General features: G+C 71.5%; 19 protein-coding genes and 6 tRNA genes. 3 read left to right on the plus strand and 22 right to left on the minus strand.

The genetic code is table 11. The annotated features are described in order from the left end of the window. Nucleotides 1-83 precede the first annotated feature (83 nt). The 22 genes from HNR70_RS07375 to HNR70_RS07480 all read right to left on the minus strand — a co-directional run bounded on the left by HNR70_RS07375 (nt 84) and on the right by HNR70_RS07480 (nt 21,401). The gene (locus HNR70_RS07375; RefSeq protein ID WP_184325076.1) at nt 84-647 is read right to left on the minus strand and encodes an adenine phosphoribosyltransferase; all 564 of its coding nucleotides are present in this window, start codon (nt 645-647) and stop codon (nt 84-86) included. A gap of 8 nt (nt 648-655) precedes the next feature. After that, nucleotides 656-1,906, minus strand: a complete 1,251-nt coding sequence (gene secF / locus HNR70_RS07380) for a protein translocase subunit SecF (protein ID WP_184325077.1) — start codon at nt 1,904-1,906, stop codon at nt 656-658. Further along, nucleotides 1,903-3,777: a protein translocase subunit SecD gene (secD, locus tag HNR70_RS07385; protein WP_184325078.1), complete on the minus strand. Its 1,875-nt coding sequence runs from the start codon at nt 3,775-3,777 to the stop codon at nt 1,903-1,905. The genes secF and secD overlap by 4 nt, the downstream gene beginning before the upstream one ends. 86 nt (nt 3,778-3,863) lie before the next feature. Beyond that, nucleotides 3,864-4,346, minus strand: coding sequence for a preprotein translocase subunit YajC (gene yajC / locus HNR70_RS07390; protein ID WP_184325079.1), 483 nt, complete (start codon nt 4,344-4,346; stop codon nt 3,864-3,866). Between the two features lie 216 nt (nt 4,347-4,562). After that, complete coding sequence (gene ruvB, locus HNR70_RS07395) at nt 4,563-5,678, minus strand: Holliday junction branch migration DNA helicase RuvB (RefSeq protein ID WP_184325080.1); 1,116 nt, start codon at nt 5,676-5,678, stop codon at nt 4,563-4,565. Next, nucleotides 5,675-6,286 (minus strand): Holliday junction branch migration protein RuvA, encoded by a 612-nt coding sequence (gene ruvA, locus HNR70_RS07400; protein WP_184325081.1) that lies wholly within the window; start codon nt 6,284-6,286, stop codon nt 5,675-5,677. Before ruvA ends, ruvB begins: the two co-directional genes overlap by 4 nt. Nucleotides 6,287-6,312: 26 nt before the next feature. Beyond that, nucleotides 6,313-6,906 (minus strand): crossover junction endodeoxyribonuclease RuvC, encoded by a 594-nt coding sequence (gene ruvC, locus HNR70_RS07405; RefSeq protein WP_184325082.1) that lies wholly within the window; start codon nt 6,904-6,906, stop codon nt 6,313-6,315. A gap of 161 nt (nt 6,907-7,067) precedes the next feature. Continuing rightward, complete coding sequence (locus HNR70_RS07410; protein WP_184325083.1) at nt 7,068-7,826, minus strand: YebC/PmpR family DNA-binding transcriptional regulator; 759 nt, start codon at nt 7,824-7,826, stop codon at nt 7,068-7,070. A 97-nt stretch (nt 7,827-7,923) separates the two neighbouring features. Then, entirely contained in the window at nt 7,924-9,138 is a 1,215-nt protein-coding gene (locus tag HNR70_RS07415) for a PrsW family intramembrane metalloprotease (RefSeq protein WP_312857603.1), read from the minus strand. Nucleotides 9,139-9,332: 194 nt separating this feature from the next. Next, on the minus strand, nt 9,333-9,881 hold the full coding sequence (locus HNR70_RS07420; protein ID WP_184326599.1) for an HIT family protein: 549 nt from the start codon (nt 9,879-9,881) through the stop codon (nt 9,333-9,335). A 116-nt stretch (nt 9,882-9,997) separates the two neighbouring features. Further along, a complete protein-coding gene (thrS, locus tag HNR70_RS07425) occupies nt 9,998-11,998 on the minus strand; it encodes a threonine--tRNA ligase (protein WP_184325085.1) in 2,001 nt (666 codons plus the stop codon). Nucleotides 11,999-12,465: 467 nt separating this feature from the next. Beyond that, nucleotides 12,466-13,506, minus strand: coding sequence for a LacI family DNA-binding transcriptional regulator (locus tag HNR70_RS07430; RefSeq protein ID WP_184325086.1), 1,041 nt, complete (start codon nt 13,504-13,506; stop codon nt 12,466-12,468). Nucleotides 13,507-13,596: 90 nt separating this feature from the next. After that, entirely contained in the window at nt 13,597-14,559 is a 963-nt protein-coding gene (locus tag HNR70_RS07435; RefSeq protein ID WP_184325087.1) for a glycoside hydrolase family protein, read from the minus strand. Continuing rightward, nucleotides 14,559-15,527, minus strand: coding sequence for a carbohydrate ABC transporter permease (locus HNR70_RS07440; protein ID WP_184325088.1), 969 nt, complete (start codon nt 15,525-15,527; stop codon nt 14,559-14,561). The genes HNR70_RS07435 and HNR70_RS07440 overlap by 1 nt, the downstream gene beginning before the upstream one ends. After that, nucleotides 15,527-16,474: a carbohydrate ABC transporter permease gene (locus tag HNR70_RS07445; protein ID WP_246375175.1), complete on the minus strand. Its 948-nt coding sequence runs from the start codon at nt 16,472-16,474 to the stop codon at nt 15,527-15,529. The genes HNR70_RS07440 and HNR70_RS07445 overlap by 1 nt, the downstream gene beginning before the upstream one ends. A gap of 57 nt (nt 16,475-16,531) precedes the next feature. Then, nucleotides 16,532-17,854 carry a sugar ABC transporter substrate-binding protein gene (locus HNR70_RS07450; protein WP_184325089.1) on the minus strand — a complete coding sequence of 441 codons (1,323 nt, stop codon included), beginning with the start codon at nt 17,852-17,854 and terminating at the stop codon, nt 16,532-16,534. A gap of 52 nt (nt 17,855-17,906) precedes the next feature. After that, complete coding sequence (locus HNR70_RS07455) at nt 17,907-18,935, minus strand: LacI family DNA-binding transcriptional regulator (protein ID WP_184325090.1); 1,029 nt, start codon at nt 18,933-18,935, stop codon at nt 17,907-17,909. A 282-nt stretch (nt 18,936-19,217) separates the two neighbouring features. Beyond that, entirely contained in the window at nt 19,218-20,789 is a 1,572-nt protein-coding gene (locus HNR70_RS07460; RefSeq protein ID WP_184325091.1) for a glycoside hydrolase family 32 protein, read from the minus strand. A gap of 208 nt (nt 20,790-20,997) precedes the next feature. Further along, nucleotides 20,998-21,069 (minus strand) — tRNA-Val (locus HNR70_RS07465). Nucleotides 21,070-21,090: 21 nt separating this feature from the next. Continuing rightward, nucleotides 21,091-21,164, minus strand: a tRNA-Cys gene (locus HNR70_RS07470). A gap of 66 nt (nt 21,165-21,230) precedes the next feature. Next, nucleotides 21,231-21,303: transfer RNA gene (locus tag HNR70_RS07475), tRNA-Gly, on the minus strand. Between the two features lie 26 nt (nt 21,304-21,329). Beyond that, nucleotides 21,330-21,401 (minus strand) — tRNA-Val (locus tag HNR70_RS07480). Between the two features lie 493 nt (nt 21,402-21,894). Here HNR70_RS07480 and HNR70_RS07485 point away from each other — a divergent pair. The 3 genes from HNR70_RS07485 (at nt 21,895) to HNR70_RS07495 (ending at nt 23,621) form a co-directional block, all read left to right on the plus strand. Then, nucleotides 21,895-21,970, plus strand: a tRNA-Gly gene (locus tag HNR70_RS07485). A gap of 25 nt (nt 21,971-21,995) precedes the next feature. Beyond that, a tRNA-Val gene (locus HNR70_RS07490) sits at nt 21,996-22,070 on the plus strand. Between the two features lie 327 nt (nt 22,071-22,397). After that, complete coding sequence (locus HNR70_RS07495; protein WP_184324529.1) at nt 22,398-23,621, plus strand: IS110 family RNA-guided transposase; 1,224 nt, start codon at nt 22,398-22,400, stop codon at nt 23,619-23,621. Nucleotides 23,622-23,634: the final 13 nt, after the last annotated feature.

Here is a 23,634-nt window from a genome sequence, read left to right on the forward strand (position 1 = left end):
CACGGTCCGCCGCGGGCGCGGACGCACTCCGCGCAGCGCCCGCGGTTCCGGGCTCAGCGTGTGCAGGCTCAGCGGTTCCGGGCTCAGAGGGTCCAGACCGCGCTGAGCGGCACGCCGGGCAGCTGGTCCCGGCCGCCGAGCCCCTCGAGCTCGATGAGGAAGGAGGCGCCCAGCAGCTCCACGTCGAAGCGTCGGGTCAGCTCGATCGTCGCCGCAGCCGTGCCGCCGGTGGCGAGCAGGTCGTCGACCACGAGGGTGCGTGCTCCGGCCGGCAGGGAGTTCTCCGGGATCTGGATCTCGGCGCTGCCGTACTCGAGGTCGTACTTCAGGCCCGCGGGGCGGCCGGGAAGCTTGCCTGCCTTGCGCACCGGGATGAACCCGGCACCGAGCTCGTAGGCGAGCGGCGCGCCGAGCACGAAGCCGCGCGCCTCGGTGCCCACCACGTACTCGATCCCCTCGGGCAACAGGGTCGTCCACCAGCGGATCACCGCGCGCAGCGCCGCGGCGTCGCGCAGCAGCGGGGTGATGTCGCGGAACAGCACGCCGGGGGTGGGGAAGTCCGGGTACTCGGTGATGTGGCTGGTGCGCAGGGCGTCGATCTCAGCGGCCGTGGGAAGCGGCTCGGCGGGGTGCTGCGGAGCGGTCATCATGGTCCTCACCTGCCGGTGCGTCGGCGTCGAGTGGTCCGTCGCGGCTGCTGCCGGACGGGTCGGGGGGAAGCTGCGGAGCGGGCCGACGCGGCGGTCCCCTCGGCCGGGTCCTCCCGCCCTGCGTCGAGGCCGTCCTCGAGATCGTCGTCGAGATCATCGTCGAACGCGTCCTCGGACGCGTCGTCCCGGCGCCCGTCGGCCCGGTCCTCGTCGGCCCGGCCCTCGTCGGCCCGGCCCTCGTCGGCCGACGCGCCGGCCGGAGCGAGCGCGCCGTCGGCCCCGCCGCGCCGCGCGCGCAGCACGGAGGCGGTGTGCTCCTTGATCTCGGGCTCGCGCTTGCGCAGGTCCACCAGGACGCCCGGGGCGAGGAAGATCGAGGAGTAGGTGCCGGCGAGGATGCCGATGAACAGGGCCAGCGAGATGTCCTTGAGCGTGCCGGCGCCCAGCAGGAACGCGCCGATGGCGAGGATAGAGCCGATCGGCAGCAGCGCCACTATCGAGGTGTTGATCGAGCGGACCAGGGTCTGGTTCGCGGCGAGCTCGACGAGGTCCGCGAACGTGCGCCGTCGCTGCGAGGTGAGGTCGGCGGTGTTCTCACGGACCTTGTCGAACACGACGATCGTGTCGTACAGCGAGTAGCCCATGACGGTGAGGAAGCCGATCACGGTGCCGGGGGTGATCTCGAAGCCCACCACGCCGTACACGGCCGCGGTGAGGATCATGTCGTGCAGCAGCGCGACCATCGCCGCGAGCGAGGACTTCAGGTTGCGGAAGTACAGCGCCATCATCGTCGCGACGAGCACGAGGAAGACGATCACGCCGCGGGCCATCTTCTGGGTGACGTCGCCGCTCCACACCGGGCCGATGTAGGAGGTGGAGATCGCCTCGGGCGAGACGTCGTAGGCGGCTGCGAGGTCCTCGGCGAGGGCTGCGGTCTCGGTGGAGTCCAGCTCCTCCGTCTGCACGCGCAGGGTGTCGGCGCCGAGCTGGGTGATCTTGGGCTCGTTGTCGGGCAGGTGCTCGCGCACCACCTCGCGGGCGGAGGTCTGCTCGGTGTCGGCCACACCCGCGATCTGGAACTCGGACCCGCCGGTGAACTCGATGCCGAGGTTCAGCCCGCGCACCACGGCGAGGGTGCTGAGGATCAGCACCACGATGATGCTGGCCAGGTACCAGGTGCGCCGGCGGGAGACCAGCGGCAGGATCCGGTGACCGGCGTGGAGGTCGTTGCCGAACTTGGCGAAGGTGGCGGTCATCGGCTCTGCTCCTCGGTGTCGTCACCGGTGTTCCCGGCCCGGCTGTTCTCCGCCCGACCGTTCTGCGCCGCCTCGCGCTCGGCGGCCTCGCGGGCCTCACGGGCGCGGCGCACGGCGATCGGCTCGCGCGCGGGCTCGGCGGACTCGTCACCGCTGCGGCGCAGGCCGCGTCGGCCCCGCTCGTCGCCCGTGCGCACGCGGCCGCGGCCGGCGTAGGCGGGGACGTCGCGGTCCAGCCGCGCCGGGTCCAGGCCGCTCCAAGGGTGGCCCTTGCCGAAGAAGCGCGTGCGCACGAGGGCCTGCAGCATCGGATGGGTGAACAGGAACACGACCACGAGGTCGAGCACCGTGGTCAGGCCCAGCACGAAGGCGAAGCCGCGCACGCCGCCGGTGGAGAGCACGTACAGCACGATCGCGGCGATCAGGTTCACCGAGTCGGAGGCGAGGATGGTGCGCTTGGCGCGGTCCCAGCCGTGGTCGACAGCCGCGGCGATGCCCCGGCCCTCGCGGATCTCGTCGCGCACGCGCTCGAAGTAGACGATGAACGAGTCCGCGGTGAAGGCGATCGCGACGATCAGGCCCACCACGCCCGCGAGCGAGAGGCGGTAGCCGATCTCGGGAATGTTCGAGAGCACGGTGAGGGTGCCATAGGTCAGCAGACCCATGATCAGCAGGCTCGAAGTGGTCACGATCGACAGCGCCCGGTACTGGGCGAAGGCGTACAGCACCACGAGCGCCAGGCCGATCAGGCCCGCGATCAGACCCATCTCGAGCTGGTCGGCGCCGAGGGTGGCGGAGATCTGCTGCTCGGAGGCGACCTCGAACTGCAGCGGCAGCGCACCGAAGCGGAGCTGGTCGGCGAGCTGGGTCGCCTGCTCCTGGCTGAAGTTGCCCGAGATCGAGGCCTCGCCGCCCGGCGAGGGCTCCTGCACCTGGGGTGCGGAGATGACCACGCCGTCCAGCACGATCGCGAAGGCGTCGGAGGCGCCCTCGCCGTTGTAGAGCGCCGAGGTCATGTCCGAGAAGGACTGCGAGGCGACGTCGGTGAAGCGCATGTTCACCACGTAGTAGCCGGTGGGCTGACCGGTGGGGGTGACGTCCGAGGCGACGGAGGCGTCCGCGATCCCGGCGCCGGCGACGACCTCGGGGCCGAGGAGGTACTTCGCGCTGCCGTCCGGCGCGCAGGCGACGATCGCCTCGTCCGGCGCAGCGGCGGAGGCTCGCTCATGCTGGGCGCCCGGGTCGACGCAGTCGGCGTTCATCAGCTCGGTCTGGACGTCAGGGGTCAGCCAGTCCAGCGACCAGGCCGGGTAGGCCAGCTCGCCCTCAGCCGGCGCGGGCGCCGGGGCGAGGGAGGAGTCCTCGCTGATCAGGCCGTCGAAGAGCTGCTGGGAGGGGTCGGCGGGGGCCGACGAGGACTCCCCGGTGGTGTCGCCTCCGCCGTCGGAGGCGTCCCCGCCGCCGTCGGACGGCAGGGGCTCGCCGGTCCCCTCCGGGGCGACGACGCCGAGCACCGGGCGGAAGGACATCGCGGCGGTCTGGCGGATCGCGGCGGCCGTCTGCTGGTCCAGCTGTCCGGGCACGTCGATGACGATGTTCGTGCCGCCCTGCACGGTGATCTCGGTCTCCGCCACGCCCATCGCGTTGATGCGCTGGCTCATGATCTGGCGCGCCTGCTCCATGGCGGAGGCGTCGATCGCCGAGCCGTCACGGGACTGCGCCTGGAGGATGACCTGGGTGCCGCCCTCGAGGTCGAGGGCGAGCTTGGGGGCGGGCTGCCATCCGCCCCACTGGGTCCCGGCACCGATCCCGCCGCCCAGCAGCAGGATCAGCACGGCGAGGGCCGCGAGGGCGATGCGACGTGCGGGCATGGTGGGGTGTTCCTCAGGACGGCGGATTCGGGGAGAGGGCGCGGGTCACCGAGGGCCCGCGTCGCGGAGGGTCAGAGCACGCGAGCTCAGCGCTCGCGGGGCTGCTCGTCGCCGCGGGGGTCGTCATCGGCGACGGTGACACCGGGGACGGTGCCGCGGTTCTGCTCGAAGCGGTCCTGCTCGGCGCGGTCCTGCGCGAAGCGGTCCTGCTCGCCGTCGACGGTGCGGGAGTCGAAGGAGTCGTCGGCGAGCTCGCCGTCCTGCGGGGCATCCTCGAGCTCGGAGAGCTCGCCGTCCACGACCGGCCCGGTGGTGGGCTCGACGGCCATGGCGATGGCCTGGCGGGCCCACTTGGTCTGGCTGCCGTCCTCCGACTCGAGCACGACGATGTCCTCGTACTCCTCGACGATCAGACCGTAGAACCCGGAGTGGGTGCGCACCTCGTCGCCGACGCCGAGCTGCTTGACCAGCTCCATCTGCTTCTGCTGCATCTTGCGCTGGCGGTTCGACAGCAGCAGCAGGGGCAGCATCATGACGGCGAAGATGAGCAGGATGGGAAGGAGTTCCACGGATTTCCTCTCTGCGGGCAGCACCGTCGCGCGTGCTCGCGCACCCGGCCGGCCTGCCGCGGACACGACTGACCGCACCACTGTACCCGCCGTGCCCTGACCGGCCTCCCAGGGGAGACATGTGCCGCAGGCCCATCGGCGCGCTTGCTGGGGACCGTTCCCGGCTCAGCCCCCGGGGAGACTCAGAACCGCCCGAGACTCAGCACCGCCCGAGGCTCAGAACCGCCCGAGCATGGGCGCGGCGCCCTCGGGGCCGGCCGGCGGCTCCAGGCCCAGGTGCTCCCAGGCCGCGGGGGCGGCGGCGCGGCCGCGCGGGGTGCGCAGGAGGAAGCCCTCGCGCACCAGGTACGGCTCGACCATGGTCTCGACCGTCTCGGTCTCCTCGCCGACGGCGACGGCGAGGGTCGACAGCCCCACCGGTCCCCCGGCGAAGCGGCCGCACAGCGCGGCGAGCACCGCGCGGTCCAGCCGGTCCAGTCCTCTCTGGTCCACCTCGTACACGCGCAGGGCCTCCTGCGCGGCGGGGAGGTCCAGGGTGCCGCTGCCGCGCACCTGCGCCCAGTCGCGCACGCGGCGCAGGAGACGGTTGGCGATGCGGGGCGTGCCCCGGGAGCGGGAGGCGATCTCCACCGCGGCCCGCTCCTCGAGGTCGACCTCGAGACGCACGGCGGAGCGGCGCACCACCTCCTCCAGCTCGTGCGGAGCATAGAAGTCGAGGTGGCCGATGAAGCCGAAGCGGTCGCGCAGCGGAGCGGGCAGCAGGCCCGCCCGGGTGGTCGCGCCGACCACGGTAAACGGGGGCAGGTCCAGCGGGATGGACGTCGCGCCCACGCCCTTGCCCACCACCACGTCGACCCGGAAGTCCTCCATGGCGATGTAGAGCATCTCCTCGGCGGGGCGGGCGAGGCGGTGGATCTCGTCGATGAACAGCACCTCCCCCTCGTCGAGCGAGGAGAGGATCGCGGCGAGGTCGCCGGCGTGCTGGATCGCGGGGCCGGAGGTGATGCGCAGCGGCGCGGACAGCTCCGCGGCGATGATCATGGCGAGCGTCGTCTTGCCGAGCCCGGGCGGACCGGACAGCAGCATGTGCTCCGGGGCGCGACCGCGGGCGGCGGCGGCGTCCAGCACCAGCGAGAGCTGGTCGCGGACCACCTGCTGGCCCACGAACTCGGACAGCCGCTTCGGGCGCAGTGCCGCCTCGGCGGTGCGCTCGGGCGGCAGGGACTCGGGGCTGGTGAGCGACTCGGGACGCCCGTCCCCGTCGACCCCCTGCCCGTCGACCCCCTGCCCGTCGAACCCCTGCTCGTCGAACTCCTCGTCGTGCAGACTCATCGGTGGCCCCCGAGGCTGCGCAGCGCGGCGCGCAGGAGGGCGGCGGCGTCGAGGTCCTCTCCCCCGTCGGCCCGCGCCTTCTCGACCGCGCCGAGCGCGGCCTTCTCGGCCCAGCCGAGGCCCACGAGGGCCTCGACGACATCCGCGTCCGGACCGCCGACGCTCGCGGCCGGGCCCGCGCTCGAGGGCGCGGCCGACGTGGCATGCGGGGCGGGCAGCTTCCCGCCGAGCTCCAGGAGCATGCGGCCGGCCACCTTGGGGCCGATGCCGGGGGTGCGGGTGATGGCCTTGACGTCCTGCTCGGCGACGGCGCGGCGCAGCTCCTCCGGATCGAGCACCGCGAGCACGGCCAGGGCCGTGCGCGGCCCGATGCCGGAGACGGACTGGACGATGCGGAAGGTCTCGGCCTCCTCGGGCAGCGGGAAGCCGTACAGGGTCAGGGAGTCCTCGCGGACCACGAGCTCGGTGTGGAGCGTGAGCTCCGCGCCGTGGCGGGTGGCGGCCAGGGCCTGCGGCGTGGTGCGCACGAGGTAGCCGATGCCGGCCACCTCGAGCACGAGGGCGTCGAGGTCGAGGCGGACGACCCGCCCGGTCAGGGATGCGATCACGGCACCAGCCTAGAACACCTGTTCGATCACTGGCGGGAGGTGGAGCGCTCCCGGGCGCGTCGTGCCTCGCGCTCGGCCCGGGCCCACACGGCCTGGGCGCTGGTGCGGGCACCGCCGGTGGCGTCCAGCGCCACCGGTCCCCCGCCGCGCCACAGCTGGGTGAGGGCGATCGCGACGGCGTCGGAGGCGTCGGCGGGCTGGGGGGCCGCATCCAGTCCCAGCAGCTTCACGAGCATGGTCTGGATCTGCTTCTTGTCCGCCCGTCCGTTGCCGGTGACGGCGGCCTTCACCTCGGAGGGGGTGTGCAGGGCGACGGGGATCCCCCGCTCCGCCGCCTCGAGCAGCGCGATCCCGGAGACCTGCGCGGTGCCCATGACGGTGGAGATGTTGGCCTGGCTGAACACGCGCTCGACGGCGACGGCGTCCGGTCCGTAGCCCTCCAGCGCCTCGCGCAGTCCGCGGGCGATGGTCAGCAGGCGCTGGTCCAGCGGATCCTCGGAGGCGGAGCGGATCACGTCGGCGTGGACCAGGCGGGCGCGGCGGCCGCCGAGGGCGTCGACGACCCCGATCCCGCAGCGGGTCAGGCCCGGGTCGACCCCTAGCACGCGCAGCGTCGCCATCGGTGCTCCTCTCCCCCGCCGCGCGGGCGGGATGCGTCGGCGGGCAGGGTCGCCGCGGCCGACGGTGCCGCGCGGCCCCAGGGCACCTTGCGGCGCGCCGGGGCCGGCGTGCACAGCACCCCGGCGTGCGGGGCGGTGCGGTGGTCAGAGGGCGCGGGGCGTCACTCCGCGTCGGCGAGCTGCGCCTCGACGTCCGCGGGGATGTCGAGGTTGGAGTACACGGCCTGCACGTCGTCGCTGTCCTCGAGCGCGTCGATCAGGCGCAGCGCCTTCTGGGCGCCGTCGAGGTCGACGGGGGTGCGCATGGTCGGCACGAACTGCGCCTCGGCGCTCTCGTAGTCGATGCCCGCCTCCTGGAGGGCGGTGCGCACGGCGACCACGTCGGTCGCGGCGGAGAGGATCTCGAAGGTCTCCCCCTCGTCGGTGATCTCCTCGGCACCGGCGTCGAGGACCACCTCGAGCAGGTCGTCCTCGGTGTTGCCCTCCTTGGAGACCGTGACCACGCCGCGGCGCTCGAAGAGGTAGGACACCGAGCCGGAGTCGGCCATGTTGCCGCCGTTGCGGTTGAAGGCCAGGCGCACCTCGGAGACGGCGCGATTCTTGTTGTCGGTGAGGCACTCGACCAGGATCGCGACCCCGCCGGGGGCGTAGCCCTCGTACATCAGGGTCTCGTAGTCGACGCCGCCGCCGTCGAGGCCGCCGCCGCGCTTGACGGCGCGGTCGATGTTGTCATTGGGGACGGAGGTCTTCTTCGCCTTCTGGATGGCGTCGTAGAGGGTGGGGTTGCCTGCCGGGTCGGGGCCGCCCATGCGCGCCGCCACCTCGATGTTCTTGATCAGCTTGGCGAACAGCTTGCCGCGCTTGGCATCGATGACGGCCTTCTTGTGCTTGGTGGTCGCCCACTTGGAGTGCCCGGACATCTCTCTCCTCCCGATCGTCCGCCATGGGGTGGCGGATCGCCGCACCATTGTAGGGGCAGGGCGGAAGGTGCTCGTCGGGCCTCCGGCACGACCCGCGTCACATCCGGACGACGGGCTCCGTGAGCGCGCCGACGAGGCGGCGATCGGCCGTGATTCGCTCGAGCAGCTCGCGCTCGCGGGCGCGGGTCCTCACCGTCGGCTTCGCGAAGAGCACGCTGTGGCGCTCCATGCCCAGCGAGATGGCCGAGCGGATCAGGTCGCGCATGCCCATCCGGGCAACGGCGCCGTGCGCGCCAGCCCATTTCTCGGCCTTCCGGCGGCGGCGCATGGACACGAGCATCTCCACCTCGTCCGGGGAGAACCAGCCCGCGCGCCCGTACTCGGAGAGCTGGCGGCGCAAGATCCGCTTCTCCCGCAGCCTCAGGAAGAGCACGATCCCCACCAGCAGCAGGAAGATCGGTACCTGGACGGTGACGTAGTAGCGCAGGAACCCGGCCATGGGCGCCTCGGGGTCCACCGGCAGGAAGAAGGTGGAGCCGTTCCACAGGGCGTGCAGGACCATGCCGAGGGACAGCCCGCCGAGGCCGAGCCCGAAGTAGAGCATCAGGGAGCGCCGCTCGGCGGCGATCCCGAGGCCGAGCCCGCACAGTGCCGTGAAGGACACGTGCGCGAAGGGGGAGAGGACGCCGCGCAGGAAGAAGGTCTGCCAGAACACGTCGACCTCACCGGCGGCCTGCGCCTGATGGAAGGAGCTGCCGAAGTAGAGGATGTTCTCGGTGAAGGCGAAGCCCCCGGCGATGAGCGCCGCGTAGACCACCCCGTCGATGGGGCCGGCGATGAAGCGGCGCCCGCGCAGGAGCAGCAGGGCGAGGCCCAGGCTCTTCATCGACTCCTCGACGACCGGCGCCTGCACGACCGCACCGAGGAAGGTGTCCACCAGCGAGGTCTCGTCCTCCGGGGAGATCCACAGGTCGAAGAACCCGCCGAACCACAGCGTCAGCAGCACCGAGCCGATCGCGCCCCAGGCGAAGGCGTAGACCAGGGACATCCGCGGCTGCGGGGTGTAGCGGTCGATCCACCACACGGCCGAGAACACGATCGCGACCGGCACGAGGGCGGCGGTGAAGGCGACCAGCGAGGTCCCGAAGCCGAGCGGCAGGATGACGAAGAAGTACAGCACCGCGGCGGAGATCGCGAGGCCGAGCAGGGACAGGGCCAGCAGCAGCCAGCGCACCCAGCGCCGACGGGGCTTCGCGGGCGGCGGGGTCCCCGGGCCGAGGCGTCCGGGGGCGCGGGGGTCGACCCGCGCCACGTCGTACCCGTAGCTCCCTCGCGCAGGGTGCGGGACACGGGGGTCTCCCCCGGGCGGCGGCGACGCAGGGCGCGGCGGAGCTCCGATCGTGCTCATCACAGCGACGCCCTGCCTCTCCCCCGGTCCGTGCGGCCCGCGCCGGGGCGGGCGGGCCGTGCCCGCCGCGCTCCCCTCGGCGCCTCGGCCATGCTAGCTCAGGGCCCCTCGGGGGCCGGCCACGCCTCGGCGTACATCCGCCGGGTGTCCGCCAGCAGGAGCGGGACCGCCTTGGTGCGGCCGACGATGGGCAGGAAGTTCGCATCGCCCTGCCAGCGCGGCACCACGTGCTGGTGCAGGTGCGCGGCGATGCCGGCCCCGGCGACCGGGCCCTGGTTAATGCCCAGGTTGAAGCCCGCCGGATGCGAGACCTCGCGGATCACGCGCATCGCCGTGCGGGTGAGCTCGGCGACCTCCCGCACCTCGGCGTCGTCGAGGTCGGTGTAGTCGGCGACGTGGCGGTACGGGCACACCAGCAGGTGGCCGGCGTTGTACGGGTAGAGGTTCAGGACCACGTAGGCCACCTCGCCCCGGTGGACGATCAGGGCGTCCTCGTCGTCCTTGCCGGGTGCCGCGCAGAACGGGCACTGCTCGCCGTCGTCGGGGTCCTTCGGCTTGTTCTCCCCGCCGATGTAGGCCATGCGGTGCGGGGTCCACAGCCGCTGGGTGTCATCGGGGACGCCCACCAGGTCGCGGGCGTCCTCGATCCGGGAGGGCCCGTCGGCCGGGACCCCCCCGGCCGACGGGCCGCCGACCGCGGAGGTCGCGACGTCGGCGCGAGCCCAGTCGGCCGACGGCCCCGCCGGTCGTGCCTCAGGCGTGCTCACACCTGCACCTTGTCCCTGATCGCCGCGACGATCCGCTCGACCGCCTCGTCCACGGGGATGCCGTTGTCCTGGGAGCCGTCGCGCATGCGGAAGGAGACGGCGCCCGCGGCCTGGTCCTCGCCGCCGGCGATGAGGAGGTAGGGCACCTTCTCCTTGGTGTGCGTGCGGATCTTCTTCTGCATGCGGTCGTCCGAGGAGTCGACCTCCACCCGCACGCCGTGCGCGCGCAGCTTCGCCGCGACCTCCTCGAGGTAGGGCAGGTACTCGGCGGCGACGGGGATGCCCACCACCTGCACCGGGGCCAGCCACACCGGGAACGCACCGGCGTAGTGCTCCAGCAGCACGCCGAAGAAGCGCTCGATGGAGCCGAACAGGGCGCGGTGGATCATCACCGGACGCTGCCGGGAGCCGTCGGGAGCGGTGTACTCGAGCTCGAACAGCTCGGGCTCGAAGAAGTCCAGCTGGATGGTGGACAGCTGCCAGGTGCGGCCGATCGCGTCCTTCGCCTGGACGGAGATCTTCGGCCCGTAGAAGGCGGCGCCGCCCGGATCCGGCACCAGCTCGAGGCCGGAGGCGGTGGCGACCTCCTCGAGGGTGCGGGTGGCCTCCTCCCAGGTGGCGTCGTCGCCCACCGACTTCTCGGGGTCGCGGGTGGAGAGCTCCAGGTAGAAGTCGTCCAGCCCGTAGTCGCGCAGCAGGTCCAGCACGAAGCCCAGCAGCGAGCCGAGCTCCTCCTTCATCTGCTCGCGGGTGGTGTAGATGTGGGCGTCGTCCTGGGTGAAGCCGCGGGCACGGGTGAGCCCGTGCACCACGCCGGACTTCTCGTAGCGGTACACGCTGCCGAACTCGAACAGCCGCAGCGGCAGCTCGCGGTAGGAGCGGCCCCGGGAGCGGTAGACGAGGTTGTGCATCGGGCAGTTCATGGGCTTGAGGTAGTAGTCCTGGCCCTGCTTGGTGACGTGGCCGTCCGCGTCCACCTCCTCGTCCATGTGCATGGCGGGGTACATGCCGTCCGCGTACCACTCGAGGTGCTTGGAGGTCTCGAAGAGGTTCTTCTTCGTGATGTGCGGGGTGGAGACGAAGGAGTAGCCGGCCGCCACGTGGCGGCGGCGCGAGTAGTCCTCCATCTCCATCTTGATCATGGCGCCCTTGGGGTGGAACACGGGCAGCCCGGAGCCGATCTCGTCCGGGAAGGAGAACAGGTCCAGCTCGCTGCCCAGGCGGCGGTGGTCGCGCCGCTCGGCCTCGGCCACGCGCTCCTGGTAGGCGCGCAGCTCCTCCTTGGTGGGCCAGGCGGTGCCGTACACGCGCTGCAGCATCGGGTTCTTCTCGCTGCCGCGCCAGTAGGCGGCGGCGGAGCGGGTGAGGGCGAAGCCGTTGCCGATGAGCTTCGTGCTGGGCAGGTGGGGGCCGCGGCACAGATCGGTCCAGACCGTGCTGCCCTTCTTGTCCACGTTGTCGTACATGGTCAGGCCGCCCTCGCCCACTTCGACGCTGGCGCCCTCGGCGGCGTCGTCGGCGGTGGACTTCAGGCCGATGAGCTCGAGCTTGTACGGCTCGGCGGCCTCCTCCGCGCGGGCGGCGTCGTCGGTGATCTCGCGGCGCACGAACCGCTGCCCGGACTTGACGATCCGGGTCATCTCCTTCTCGAGCGCCTTGAGGGACTCGGGGGTGAAGGGTTCGGCGACGTCGAAGTCGTAGTAGAAGCCGTCGGTGACGGGCGGGCCGATGCCGAGCTTCGCCTCGGGGTTGATCTTCTGCACCGCCTGGGCGAGCACGTGGGCGGTGCTGTGGCGCAGGATCGCCAGGCCGTCGGGGCTCGAGATGTCCACGCCCTCGACGGCCTGGCCGTCGGAGAGCACGGTGTCGAGGTCGCGCAGCTCGCCGTCGAGGCGCAGCGCGATGATCGAGACGGTGCCCTCGAAGAGGGCGGTGCCCGTGGTCCCCTCCTCGATCTGCTGGGGTGATCCGTCGAGGGTGATGGCGATCTGGGCCACGGGATGCTCCTTGCTGTGCGGGTCGAGCCGGCCGACGATGCCGGCTCCGCGGCCGATGGTATCGGGGAACCGTCTCCGACCACGACCCCGATCCGGGCCGACGGGGACCTCACCACGCCCAGGGCAATCAGACCGGGATCACCCCTCCGGGGTGAATCGGTGCACGTCAGACATGCCCCGGACCGAACCGACCTGCCTATTCGCCGGTTCTGACCGTTTCGGCCGCCGCCATGGTGGCCAGGACCGACATCCCCGACCCCAGGAAGGAGTCGTCCCTCCTCCGGCCGATCCCCGATCGCGGCCGCCCGAGGCGACGGCCCCCGTGAGTCAGAACACACATTCGACCAAGGAGCTCCTCGTCGATCTCCGCGACGCGAAGCCACGGCGCAGACGGAAGCACACCCAGGGCCGGGACCGCATCGTGTTCGGCGTCGCCGCCGTCCTCGCGACGGGCGTCGACGAGCGGATCAGCGGGCGGTGGGCGCGGCGACGGTCCCGCGACGCACGAGGGCGCAGGGGATCAGCGTGGTCCCCTCCTCCGCTCCCGTCTCCTCCGCCTCGAGCAGGCGCACGGCGGTGCGTACGGCCCACGCGCCCATCTCCAGGTGCGGGAGCGCGATGGTCGTCAGCGGCGGATCGAGGTCCGCCGCGAGCGAGGGTTGATCGTCGAAGCCGACGATCGACACGTCCGCGGGGATCTCGAGACCGTGAGCGCGGGCGGCGGCGATCGCGCCCGCCGCCATGCGGTCGTTGAAGCAGAACAGCGCCGTGGGCCGCTCGCCCTCCGGGCGGTCGAGCAGGGTCGTCGCGGCCGCGCGGCCGCCGGGGGCGGAGATGGCGCCCTGCGCCTCGAGCGCGGGGCCGGGGGCGATGCCGGCGCTCTCCAAGGCGGAGCGGTACGCGGTGCGCCGCAGCCCCGCAGCGGCCGGCACCTCGGGGTGGAGCACCTCGTCGGCGCCGACGTAGCCGATGCGGGTGTGGCCCGCTCCGAGCAGCTCCGCCATGGCGAGCCCGGCGCCCTGGGTCTCGTCCGGCACCACGGCGGGACCGCCGCCGCGCGGGACGCAGTCGAGGAAGACGGTGCCCGGGGGCAGCGCCGCGGGCCGATCGACCTCGCGATGCCACATGCTCGCGTAGATCATCGTGTCGACCTGGTGATCGGCGAGCGCGCGGATCGCCTCGGTCTCCGCCTCGACGTCGCCCTCGGTGTCGACCAGCAGCAGGATCCTGCCGGCCTCGCGCGCGGCCTGCTGCGCGCCGCGCAGCATCAACCCGGCGAAGGGGGTGGTCGCGATCTGGTCGGAGACCAGGCCGATCGTGTCGGTGCGGCGCGTGCGCAGGCCGCGGGCGAGGGAGTTCGGCCGGTAGCCGATCTCGGCCGCCGTGCGGCGGACGATGTCCCGCGTCGCCTCGGGGATGCGGGAGGGGGCTCCGGAGAGCGCGAGGGACACCGTGGAGACCGAGACGCCCGCCTCGCGGGCCACGTCGGCCATTCTCACGCGTGCCATCGCACCTCTCCCTCGCTGCTCTGCGGCCCTGCGTGCACGTCGGCGCGCGGTGCCCGCCAGCCTAGGGCACCGCGCGCCGTCGTGATCGGTTCACCCGGCGGCGGGCGGCACGACCACCAGCCGTCCCTCGCGGACCGTCACTGGCATCGGATCGCTGATCGTGCCGACGAACCCGCCGTCCTCGCCGTCGTGGTGGAAGGCCATGAGCTGCCAATCCCCCTCCCGGTCCCGGACCAGACGGCCGCTGTAGAGCGAGCGGTCGGTGAGGGCGTGGACGCGGTCGAGGTGGAACGGTCCCAGGGGCCCGTCGGCCGGTGCGGCCCAGACCCCTCCCGTGGCCCCGGTCGTCTGCATGGCCGCCGAGGTGTCGACGTCGAGGCAGGAGAAGACGAGGAACCATCGGCCCTCCACCTCCTCGACCTGAGGGACCTCGAGCTGGGCGAAGCCCTCCCCCGGAGCGGTGAGGGGATCGGCGTGCGTCCACGTGCGCAGGTCCGGGCTCGTGGCGTGTGCCAGCACCCCGCGGTCGTCGACGGCGCCGTCGCGGGCGCGGGCGGTGACGAGCATGTGCCAGCCCTCGCCGTCCGGGTCGCGGAGCACCCACGGGTCGCGGAACGCCTCGTCGTGCCAGGTGCCGTCGGCGAGGACCTCGTGGCGCGCGGGATCCGCGGCCAGCAGCGGGTCCTCGCCCAGCCGCTCGAAGCGCAGCAGGTCCTTCGAGGCGGCCGCGCCGATGCGCTGCACGTTCGCGCCGTCCGCGGCGAGCGTGGAGCCCGTGTAGAAGAGGTACCAGAGCCCGTCGTCCCCGCGGACGGTCGACCCGGTCCAGGTGGCGAGGTCGTCCCAGGCCCCGGGGTCCGCCCGGACGAGGGCGTCCTCGATCCTGGTCCAGGTCACGAGATCGTCGGAGACCGCGTGGCCCACCTGCGCCCGGTAGTGGCGCCGCTCGGGGTCGTGGAGCGCCCGGGACGCGTAGAGGAAGAAGAGGTGGTGCGTTTCGCCGTCGTCGGCGAACCAGAAGTCCCATACCCATGAGTCGCGCAGTGCGAGCATCAGCCCTTCACCCCGCTCGCGGCCACGGAGGCGATGAACTGGCGCTGGAAGACCAGGAACACGAGCAGGACGGGGATCGTGATGAGCGACGTGTAGGCCATGACCTCGCCCCAGGCGGTGTTGAGCTGGAAGAAGTACTGCATCCCCACCATGACGGGACGCAGCTGCTCCTGCTGGACCACCATGAGCGGCCAGAGGTACTGGTTCCAGGCGGCGAGGAAGCTGAGGATCGCGACCGTCGCGATCGCCGGCCCCGAGAGCGGCATCGCGATGCGGCGGTAGATCGTGAACCAGCTCGCGCCGTCGATGCGGGCGGCCTCGTCGATCGACCGCGGGATCGTGGAGAAGTACTGGGTGAACAGGAAGATGGAGAACGCGTTCGCGACGAACGGGACGATCTGCACCTTGTAGGAGTTCAGCCAGCCGAAGTCGTAGACCAGGACCCCGTTCTCGAGCCCCAGCGTGGGCAGCTTCGAGACCCAGTACACCATCGGCACCGCGATGGTCTCGAAGGGCACGACCAGGGTGGCCAGGACGAAGCCGAGCACGAGCCCGCGCCCCCGCCAGGTCAGGCGGGACAGCGCGAAGCCGGCGAGCGAGTTGACGAAGAGCCCCGCCACGACGGTCACCACGGTGACGATCACCGAGTTGGCCAGGAACCGCCACACCGGGACGCGGTCGAAGATCTTGTCGTAGTTCCCGAGGCTCACGTCGCCGATCGGCAGGAAGGCGCGCCACGAGGAGAGGTCCTGGAGGATCTGCGCGTCGGGCTTGAGGCTCGAGACGAACATGAACACTAGCGGGAACAGGAAGAACGCACCGAGGATGCCGAGCAGCACGTAGGTCAGGACGGTGCGTCGGCGGCGCCCTCCCCGCTGCCCGCGGGGACGTCGAGCGGGCTCCGCGGCGTCCCGGCGCGCGGCGGGGGAGGGGGCGGGGTCGGTGGTGGGGAGGACCGGTGCGGACATCAGCGCTCACTCTCCTTGTTGCGGGTGAGGTAGGCCTGGAGCAGGGTCACGAGGATCACGGCGGCGAAGAAGATCAGCGACAGTGCCGATCCGTAGCCGGTCTCCTGGTTGCGGAAGCCCTGCCGCACGGCGTGGTAGACGAGGGTGGTGGTGGAGTTCATGGGCCCGCCCTGGGTCATGACGTCCACCTGGACGAAGAGGCTCAGCGCGGCGATCGTGATCTGGATCAGGACGAACACTCGGGTGGACCGCAGCCCGGGCCAGGTGACCGCGGTGAACTGGCGCCACAGGCCGGCGCCGTCCATGCGGGCCGCCTCGTAGAGCTCCTCCGAGATGGTCTGCAGGCCCGAGAGCCAGATGAGCATGTGGAAGCCGACCGCCTGCCAGATCGACAGCACGATGATCGCGCCGAGGGCGGTCGAGGGATTGTTCAGCCAGTCCGCTCCGGACCATGCGCCGAAGGTCACCCAGTCGATCGCGGCGTTGACGAGCCCCTCCTTCTGGTAGAGGAACTTCCACAGCACGGAGACGACCACGATCGAGGTGACCACCGGCGCGAAGAAGATGACGCGGAAGGCGGTCGCGCCGCGGATCTTCTGGTTGACCAGGATCGCCAGGACGAGCCCGAGCCCGGCCTGGAAGGGGACGATAAACAGGGCGAAGACCACGGTGTTGCGCACCGAGGCGACGAAGGTGGGGTCCGAGGTGAAGGCACGCACGAAGTTGTCGAGGCCGACGAACCGCGGGGCCTCGGGTGAGATCAGGCGCGCGTTGGTGAAGGAGAGCCCCAGCCCGAGCAGTGCGGGGACCACGAGGAACAGGAGCAGCAGGATCACGGCCGGGGCGACCATCGAGAGTCCGACGCCCCGCTCGCGGCGGGTGGCGCGCGAGCGACGCGGCCGGGCCGGGGCCTCCGCGACGGCGGGGCGGGTGAGGGTGTGCGACATGGATGCCTTCCTGGCCCGGGAGCGCTCGCGGCGCTCCCGGGCCGCCTGAGGGGACGGTCAGCTCGAGGCGCCGTACCCGTCGTTGCTGGAGATGTTGGCATCGATGTCGGCCACGGCCGTATCGAGGGTGCTCTGGATGTCGGCGCCGCTCATGATGTCCTTCGCGGCGGTCTCGAAGGTCGTCGAGATCGTGGCGTAGGCGGGGGTGGCCGGGCGCAGCACCGCGGCCGAGGCGGAGAGCTCCGCGAAGGGCACCAGCGCACCGTCGGCGCCGAAGTACGTCGAGGCCTGACGGGCGGAATCGGTCGCCGGGATGACGATCTGGCTGTCGGAGAAGGCGACGAGGTACTTGTCCTGGAAGGAGAACTCCAGGTAGGCGCGAGCACCCTCGAGCTGGGCGCCGGTCGCGGCGGAGGAGATGCCCCACTGCCACGAGCCGCCGCCGATCTTCGCGCCGGTGCCGAAGTCCGGCGGGGGCAGGATCAGCAGGTCCTCTCCCACGGTGTCGAGCGCCGCCTTGGCGTTCCAGGAGCCGGTGTAGGCGAGCGCGGCCTTGTCGTCGGCGAACTCCTGGTTCCCGATCGTGCCGGAGTTGGAGCAGTAGCCCTTCGCGAAGGCCTCCTGGAACCAGGTGAAGAAGGTGACGGCCTCGGGACCGTTGAGCAGCCCGTCCGCCGAGAGCAGGGTGTCGCGGTCCAGGAGGTCGCCGCCCGCGCTCTGGAGCATGGGGCTGTAGGCGTAGGGCCACCACTCGCCGGTGTCCTCCGCACCGATGTCCAGCGGCGTGTCGTAGCCGGCGCCCTTGAGGGTCTCCAAGGCGGAGGTGAACTCGTCGATCGGCCACGGCTCGTCGAGGGTGGGGATCCGGATCCCGTTCTTTTCGAGCACGGAGCGGCGGGCGAAGATCGCGAGCGCCGCGTCCCAGTAGCCGGCGGAGTAGATCTCGTCCTTCCAGGTCCCCACGGCGGTCGTGAGCAGCGAGTCGGTGATCTTCGCGTCGAGGCCGAGGGGCTGGATGTAGCCCGCCCACGCCCAGTTCGGCATGACGGGACCGTCCATGTCCAGGAGGACGGGCAGGTCACCGGCGGTCGCCGCCGCGGTGATCGCGTCGTTGTAGGACTCCTGCGGGAAGGACTCCTGGACGACCTCGTACTGCTCCTGCGAGGCGTTGAAGTCGGCGATGAGCTGCTTGTACACGGCGAGCTCGCCCTCGTTGCCGGCGGAGTGGGTCCACATGGTGATCTTGGTGCGGCCTCCGTCGGAGTCGGAGGACGAGGTGGTGCCGGCGCGGGCGCAGCCGACGGCGGCGGAGCCGACGCCGGCTGCCAGGGCGGCGCCGAGCAGGGTGCGGCGGGTGAGACGGTTCTGCGAAGCGATCATCGTTGATTCCTTTCGAGGGGGTGGTGGGTGCTGCGGTGGTCCGAGGGGTCGGTCAGGGGTCGTGCCCGGGCGGCCCGATCGTCGATCGGGTGACCAGCCGGCACGGCATGAGGTGGACGGGGTCCTCGCCCTCACGGGCCCGGGGCCCGTCACGGTCGTCGAGGGCGCGTCCGATCGCCCATCGGCCCATCGCGTCGTGGGGCAGGGCGACCGTGGTGAGCCCGGGATCGAGATCCGAGGCGAGGAAGGGCTGGTCGTCGAATCCGACGACGGACAGGTCCCGCGGCACCGAGAGACCGCGACGACGCGCGAGGGCGAACACGCCGCTCGCGATCCGGTCGTTGAAGCAGAACACCGCGGTGGGCCGGGCCGTCGAGGGGAGCGAGAGCAGGTCCGCGAGCACGTCCCCGCCGGCGGGCCCGATCGGAGCGCTGCGCACCCAAGCGGGGTCCACGCGCGCTCCCGCCCCGCGCATCGTCGCGAGGAAGGCCTCCCGGCGGAGGGGCGAGGCGACGAGGTCGGGCTGGGCGTCGATGTAGGCGATGCGGCGATGTCCGGCCTCGAGCAGGGCGGTCGTGGCGAGGCGGGCACCCTGCCGCTCGTCGGGCACGACGGCCGGGCGGGCGTCGCCGCGCGCCCGGCAGTTGAGGAGGACCGTCCGCACGGGCAGCTCGGGGACGGTGATCTCCCGGTGCCACATGCAGGCGAGGACCAGGGCATCGACCTGGCGGTCGACGAGCGTGCTGATCGCCTCGCGCTCCACCTGTCGATCGGCATCGGCGTCGACGAGCAGGAGCATGCTGCCGCGCGCCCGGGCCGCGTCCTGCGCGCCCTTGACCATGAGGCCGGCGAAGGGGGTGGTCGCGATCTGGTCAAGGACCATCCCGACCGTGCGCGTGCGCCGGGTGCGGAGCGCGCGGGCCACGGAGTTGGGTCGGTACCCGATCTCCGCCGCGGTGCGCAGGACCAGCTCCCGGGTGCCCTCGGCGAGTCGCGCCTCGGCGCCGTTGAGGGCGAGGGAGGCCGTGGAGGGCGAGACGCCGGCGGCTCGTGCCACATCGGCGAGACGGATGCGCGTCATCACGACCTCCCTCCACGTCGTCGTCGACCTCGGTGGTCACCCACCCTGCAAAACCGATTTAGCGTTGCGGACGTCACAGTAGGCCCCGGGAGCACCCCGACGCAAGCACCTGCGCAAAATCGGTTTTGCGCAGAGCATCGAGGACCCGTCCTCGGCACGGAGCGATGCAGGTCAGGACGGCGTGTCCGAGTGCGCCATCACGGGCGCGGATCGCGGGCGGGGACGGGACGACCCCGGCCCCGCCGTCGGGCGGGCACCGGGGTCGTCACGCCGCGGCGCGGCTCAGAGCGGGGTCATGCGCAGCGTGGCCACCCGGGCCGGTCCGCCGTCGGCGTAGAGGGCGACCCCCTCGTCCCCCTCGCGGAAGTAGACCTGCTGCGAGAGCACGACGTGCCCTTCGTTCACGAAGACCTCGACGCTCTGACGGTCCACGAACACCTGCAGCCGCACGCTGCGCGCGGCCGGGTCCTGCGGGGCGCGGGACTCCCGGAACTCCCCGAAGGAGCACTCCTCGCGATCCGCCGGGCCGCGGTCCAGGTAGACGTAATCGCGGTGGACCCCGATGTTCACGCGCCGGGTGCCGTCGGCGCTGCAGCCGACGGAGACGCCCACGTTCGTCGCCTCGTCCCAGCTCATCTCGATCTCGAGCAGGTAGGCCGTACCGGCGAGCTCGGGCACCGGCGTCACGCCCGTGACGTCGCGCGCGGAGAGCACGACCGCCTCCCCTCCCCCGGCCGCGATCGCGGGGAGCGGGGTGCTCACGAGCGCGTACCGGCCGTCCGCCTCGCGGCGCAGCCGGAGCTCGCGCACGATCGAGGCCTGGCCGTTGTAGCCGTCGCTCGCGGAGGTCGGGACCTCGCGCTTGGCGTACTTCCAGTTGTTCATCCAGGCGATCGCCCGCCGCACGCCGAGTGGGTCCTGCTCATCGGGCCAGGTCACGGCGGAGTACCAGTCGTAGCCGTGGTCGAGCCACTGCGGCGTGCGCGACGCCGGCGTGAACAGCTCGCCGTCCCAGTCCCCGACCCAGTAGGCGAAGGTCATGGGCTCGCCGGCGGCATGGCCGTCCATGCTGCCGCCGATGACCCAGTGGACGGTGCCGTCATCGGCGCGCATGCGGAACAGGTCGGGGCACTCGATGCCGCCGAGGTCCGTGTCGGTCGCGGGATCGACGAGGTAGTCGAAGTTGCGGCGCAGCTGCCACGCGTGGAGATCCGTGCTCGTGTACATCGCGGCATAGCGCTGCCGGCCGATCACGCACACCCACTCCTGGCGGTCGGGGTCCCACTCGACCTTCGGGTCGCGGAACCAGGCGGCGTTCTCGAGCTCCTGCGGGTTCTCGGCGGTCTCCGCGTCGACGTTGGGGATGACCGGCTCCGCCTCGCGCGTGAAGCTGCGCCCGCCGTCGACGGACCGGTAGAGGTACTGCTGCTGCCGGCCGACCTCCCCCTCGGGCAGGCGGGTGGCGAGCGCGATCACGGCGCCGTCGCCGTACCCGGCGCCGCCATCCGCGTCGACGACCGCGGAGCCGCTCCACACCGGCTCGACCCCTTCGATCGGGAGCACGGGGCCGTGATGCTCGAAGGTGACGCCGTCCCGTGTCGTGGCGAGGTCCCAGCCGCCGGGCCCCGCGGTCTCCGCGGCATGGAGGTGGTAAACGAGGGTCTCCCCGTCCACCACGATCGGCCGCTGCACGTCGCACAGCCAGCCGGATGACGGGGTGAGGTGATAGACCGCGCGGAGCGATCCGTCGCCGGCAGCCCGCGCGGCTCCCCCGGTCCCGGCGGCTCCGGCGGCGATCACGGTCCCGATCCCGGCGGCTCGCAGCAGCCCTCGGCGTGAGAGGTCATGGGTCATGTCTACTCCTCCTCGAGTACGACGGCCGGCGCCCTGTTCGCCCCGCGCCTCGGTGCGCGTGGGCTCCACAACCGATCAATCGATTGATCGCCAGCTCGGCGCCGACCCTACGCATCCGGCGGCGCGGAGGGAAGAGGAAGAAAGGGGAAAGGCCCGGCATCGCGCACACGAAGGGCCCCGATCCGAAGACCGGGGCCCGTGCTCTCGGTGGGCGATACTGGGTTCGAACCAGTGACCTCTTCCGTGTCAGGGAAGCGCGCTACCGCTGCGCCAATCGCCCGGGCGGCACCCTGGGGTGCCGTGGAGGTGGGTACGGGATTCGAACCCGTGTACACGGCTTTGCAGGCCGTTGCCTGACCACTCGGCCAACCCACCGGATGATGCGTGCGCATCATACGGAACAGCGCCCCCGACGTGATGTCGGGAGCGCCGCTCCCCGGGAGCGGACAACCGGACTCGAACCGGCGACCCTCACCTTGGCAAGGTGATGCTCTACCAACTGAGCTATGTCCGCAGGACAGGGATCCGAAGATCCTGCCGTGGGCGATACTGGGATCGAACCAGTGACCTCTTCCGTGTGAAGGAAGCGCGCTACCCCTGCGCCAATCGCCCTGGGGGTGATGTCCGCTCTCTCGATCGGACTCGAAGAAGCTTACATGGTCCGATGGGGTGCTCGCGCCCTGAGCGGGTGTGACCTGCATCCCCCTCGCCTTCCGAGGGGTGCCGCAGCCCCGCGCCCGCCCGGACACCCCTGGATCCGCGCAGGCCCCCACACTTACCGGAAGCCCCCGACGCCGGACATCCGGACCCGAGCTCCGCGACCGCTCCCGCCACCACCACCGCGCCGGCACCTGAATCGTGCGCCCGAGTCGTCCACCCTCCCGGACCGTGCACCCACCCGAGTTGTGCGCCCTCACGATCGATGTGTCGCCCGACATCGACCGTGAGCGCGCACAGGTCCGCGCCACCGCTCTCCTCTTCCCCCGCAACCGCCGCCGCGCCCGACACTGCAACCTCCGCCGTGACCTCGGACACTGAGAGCCTCCAGTATTTGCACGGAGGCTCGGACCCGCCTAAGGTATTCCTTCGTCGGCCTGGCCGATGTGCGGACATAGCTCAGTTGGTAGAGCATCACCTTGCCAAGGTGAGGGTCGCCGGTTCGAGTCCGGTTGTCCGCTCCATCCCACCCCCGCGCTCCGGCGCATCGGGCGATTGGCGCAGCGGTAGCGCGCTTCCCTGACACGGAAGAGGTCACTGGTTCGATCCCAGTATCGCCCACCACCCACGAGGCCCCGGCTCCTGCCGGGGCCTTCGTCGTACGCGGGTCGTTCCCGGGTCGCTCCCGAGACGCTCCCACCCGCCTCTCGCGCCCGATCCTCCCCGTTACCTTGTGAGCACCCCGATGGACGGGGTCTGGTCGCTCGGCCGGGTATGGCTTTGTTGCCCTGCCATCAATGGTCCGGGGGGTGTTGCCGCCCGGTCGAGAGACACGCGTTGACCGCTGATAGGGACACGGCCCAGCATTTCTGAGGTCTCTTCGTAACGTGGGTGCCGGCACCGGGTGTCAAGACTGCGACCAGCAATGATGCTCCAGGGAAGGACAGCATCATGGACACACGATTCGCGGTCGTCGTCGGCCTCGACGTCGGGAAGAGCAGCCATCATGCCTGCGCGCTTGATCCCGCCGGGAACAAGCTGTTCGACAAGCCTCTCCCGCAGGACGAGTCCGAGCTCCGCGTGCTGTTCACCCAGCTGCAGAACCACGGTGAAGTGCTGATGGTGGTCGATCAGCCCAACACCATCGGAGCGTTGCCGATCGCGGTCGCCCGCGAGGTCGGCTGCTCCGTCGCCTACCTGCCGGGCCTGGCGATGCGGAAGGCCGCAGACCTCTATCCGGGCAGGTCAAAGACCGACGCGCGGGACGCGTTCATCATCGCTGACATGGCCCGGACCATGCCCCACACCCTCCGACAGGTCGACCGCGACAGCGACGTCCTCTCCGCTCTGAAGGTCCTCGCCGGGTTCGACGAGGACCTCGCCCACGAGACCACGCGGGCGCTGAACCGGATCCGGTCTCTGCTCACGCAGATTCATCCCGCGCTCGAGCGAGTCTTCGTCGGCGGGACCCTCTCGACCGGGCTCGTGCTGGACCTGCTGGAGAAGTTCGGCGGCCCGACCGGGCTCAAGAGTGCAGGCAGGAGCAGGGTTCTACGGTTCGCTCGGGCCCATTCGCGCCGTGACCCCGAAGTGCTGATCGACCAGATCTTCACCGCGCTGGGTGAGCAGACCGTGATCGTGCCAGCGACCGCGGCAGTGGAACTCGTGATTCCCAGAGTCGCTGGTCAGGTGAAGGAGCTGAAGGAGCAGCGGGCGACCGTGGCGAGGGAGGTCGAGACCATGCTGGAGGACTTCCCTCTCGCCTCGGTCTTGATGAGCATGCCGGGGATCGGCATCAAGACCGCCGCCCAGATCCTCCTGACCATCGGCGACGCCTCCGCGTTTGAGACCCCAGGCCACCTCGCGGCCTATGCCGGAATCGCGCCGGTCACACGAAGATCCGGCACCTCGATCCGCGGAGAGTTCCCCGCACGTTCAGGCAACAAGCGGTTGAAGAACGCGCTGTTCTACTCCGCCTGGGTCGCCTCTCACTCGGACCCGATCTCCAAGGCCTACTACGATCGCAAACGCGCCGAGGGCAAGCGCCACAACGCCGCCGTGATCTGCCTGGCCCGCCGCCGCTGCAACGTCATCTTCGCGATGCTCCGCGACGGCACCTACTACCAGCCCCCGACCACCACCCCGACCCCCGAGCCGGCCGCTCTTGCGGCTTGACTCAGAACATAGG

It is taken from the genome of Brachybacterium aquaticum (genome assembly GCF_014204755.1).
Taxonomy (GTDB): Bacteria; Actinomycetota; Actinomycetes; order Actinomycetales; family Dermabacteraceae; genus Brachybacterium; species Brachybacterium aquaticum.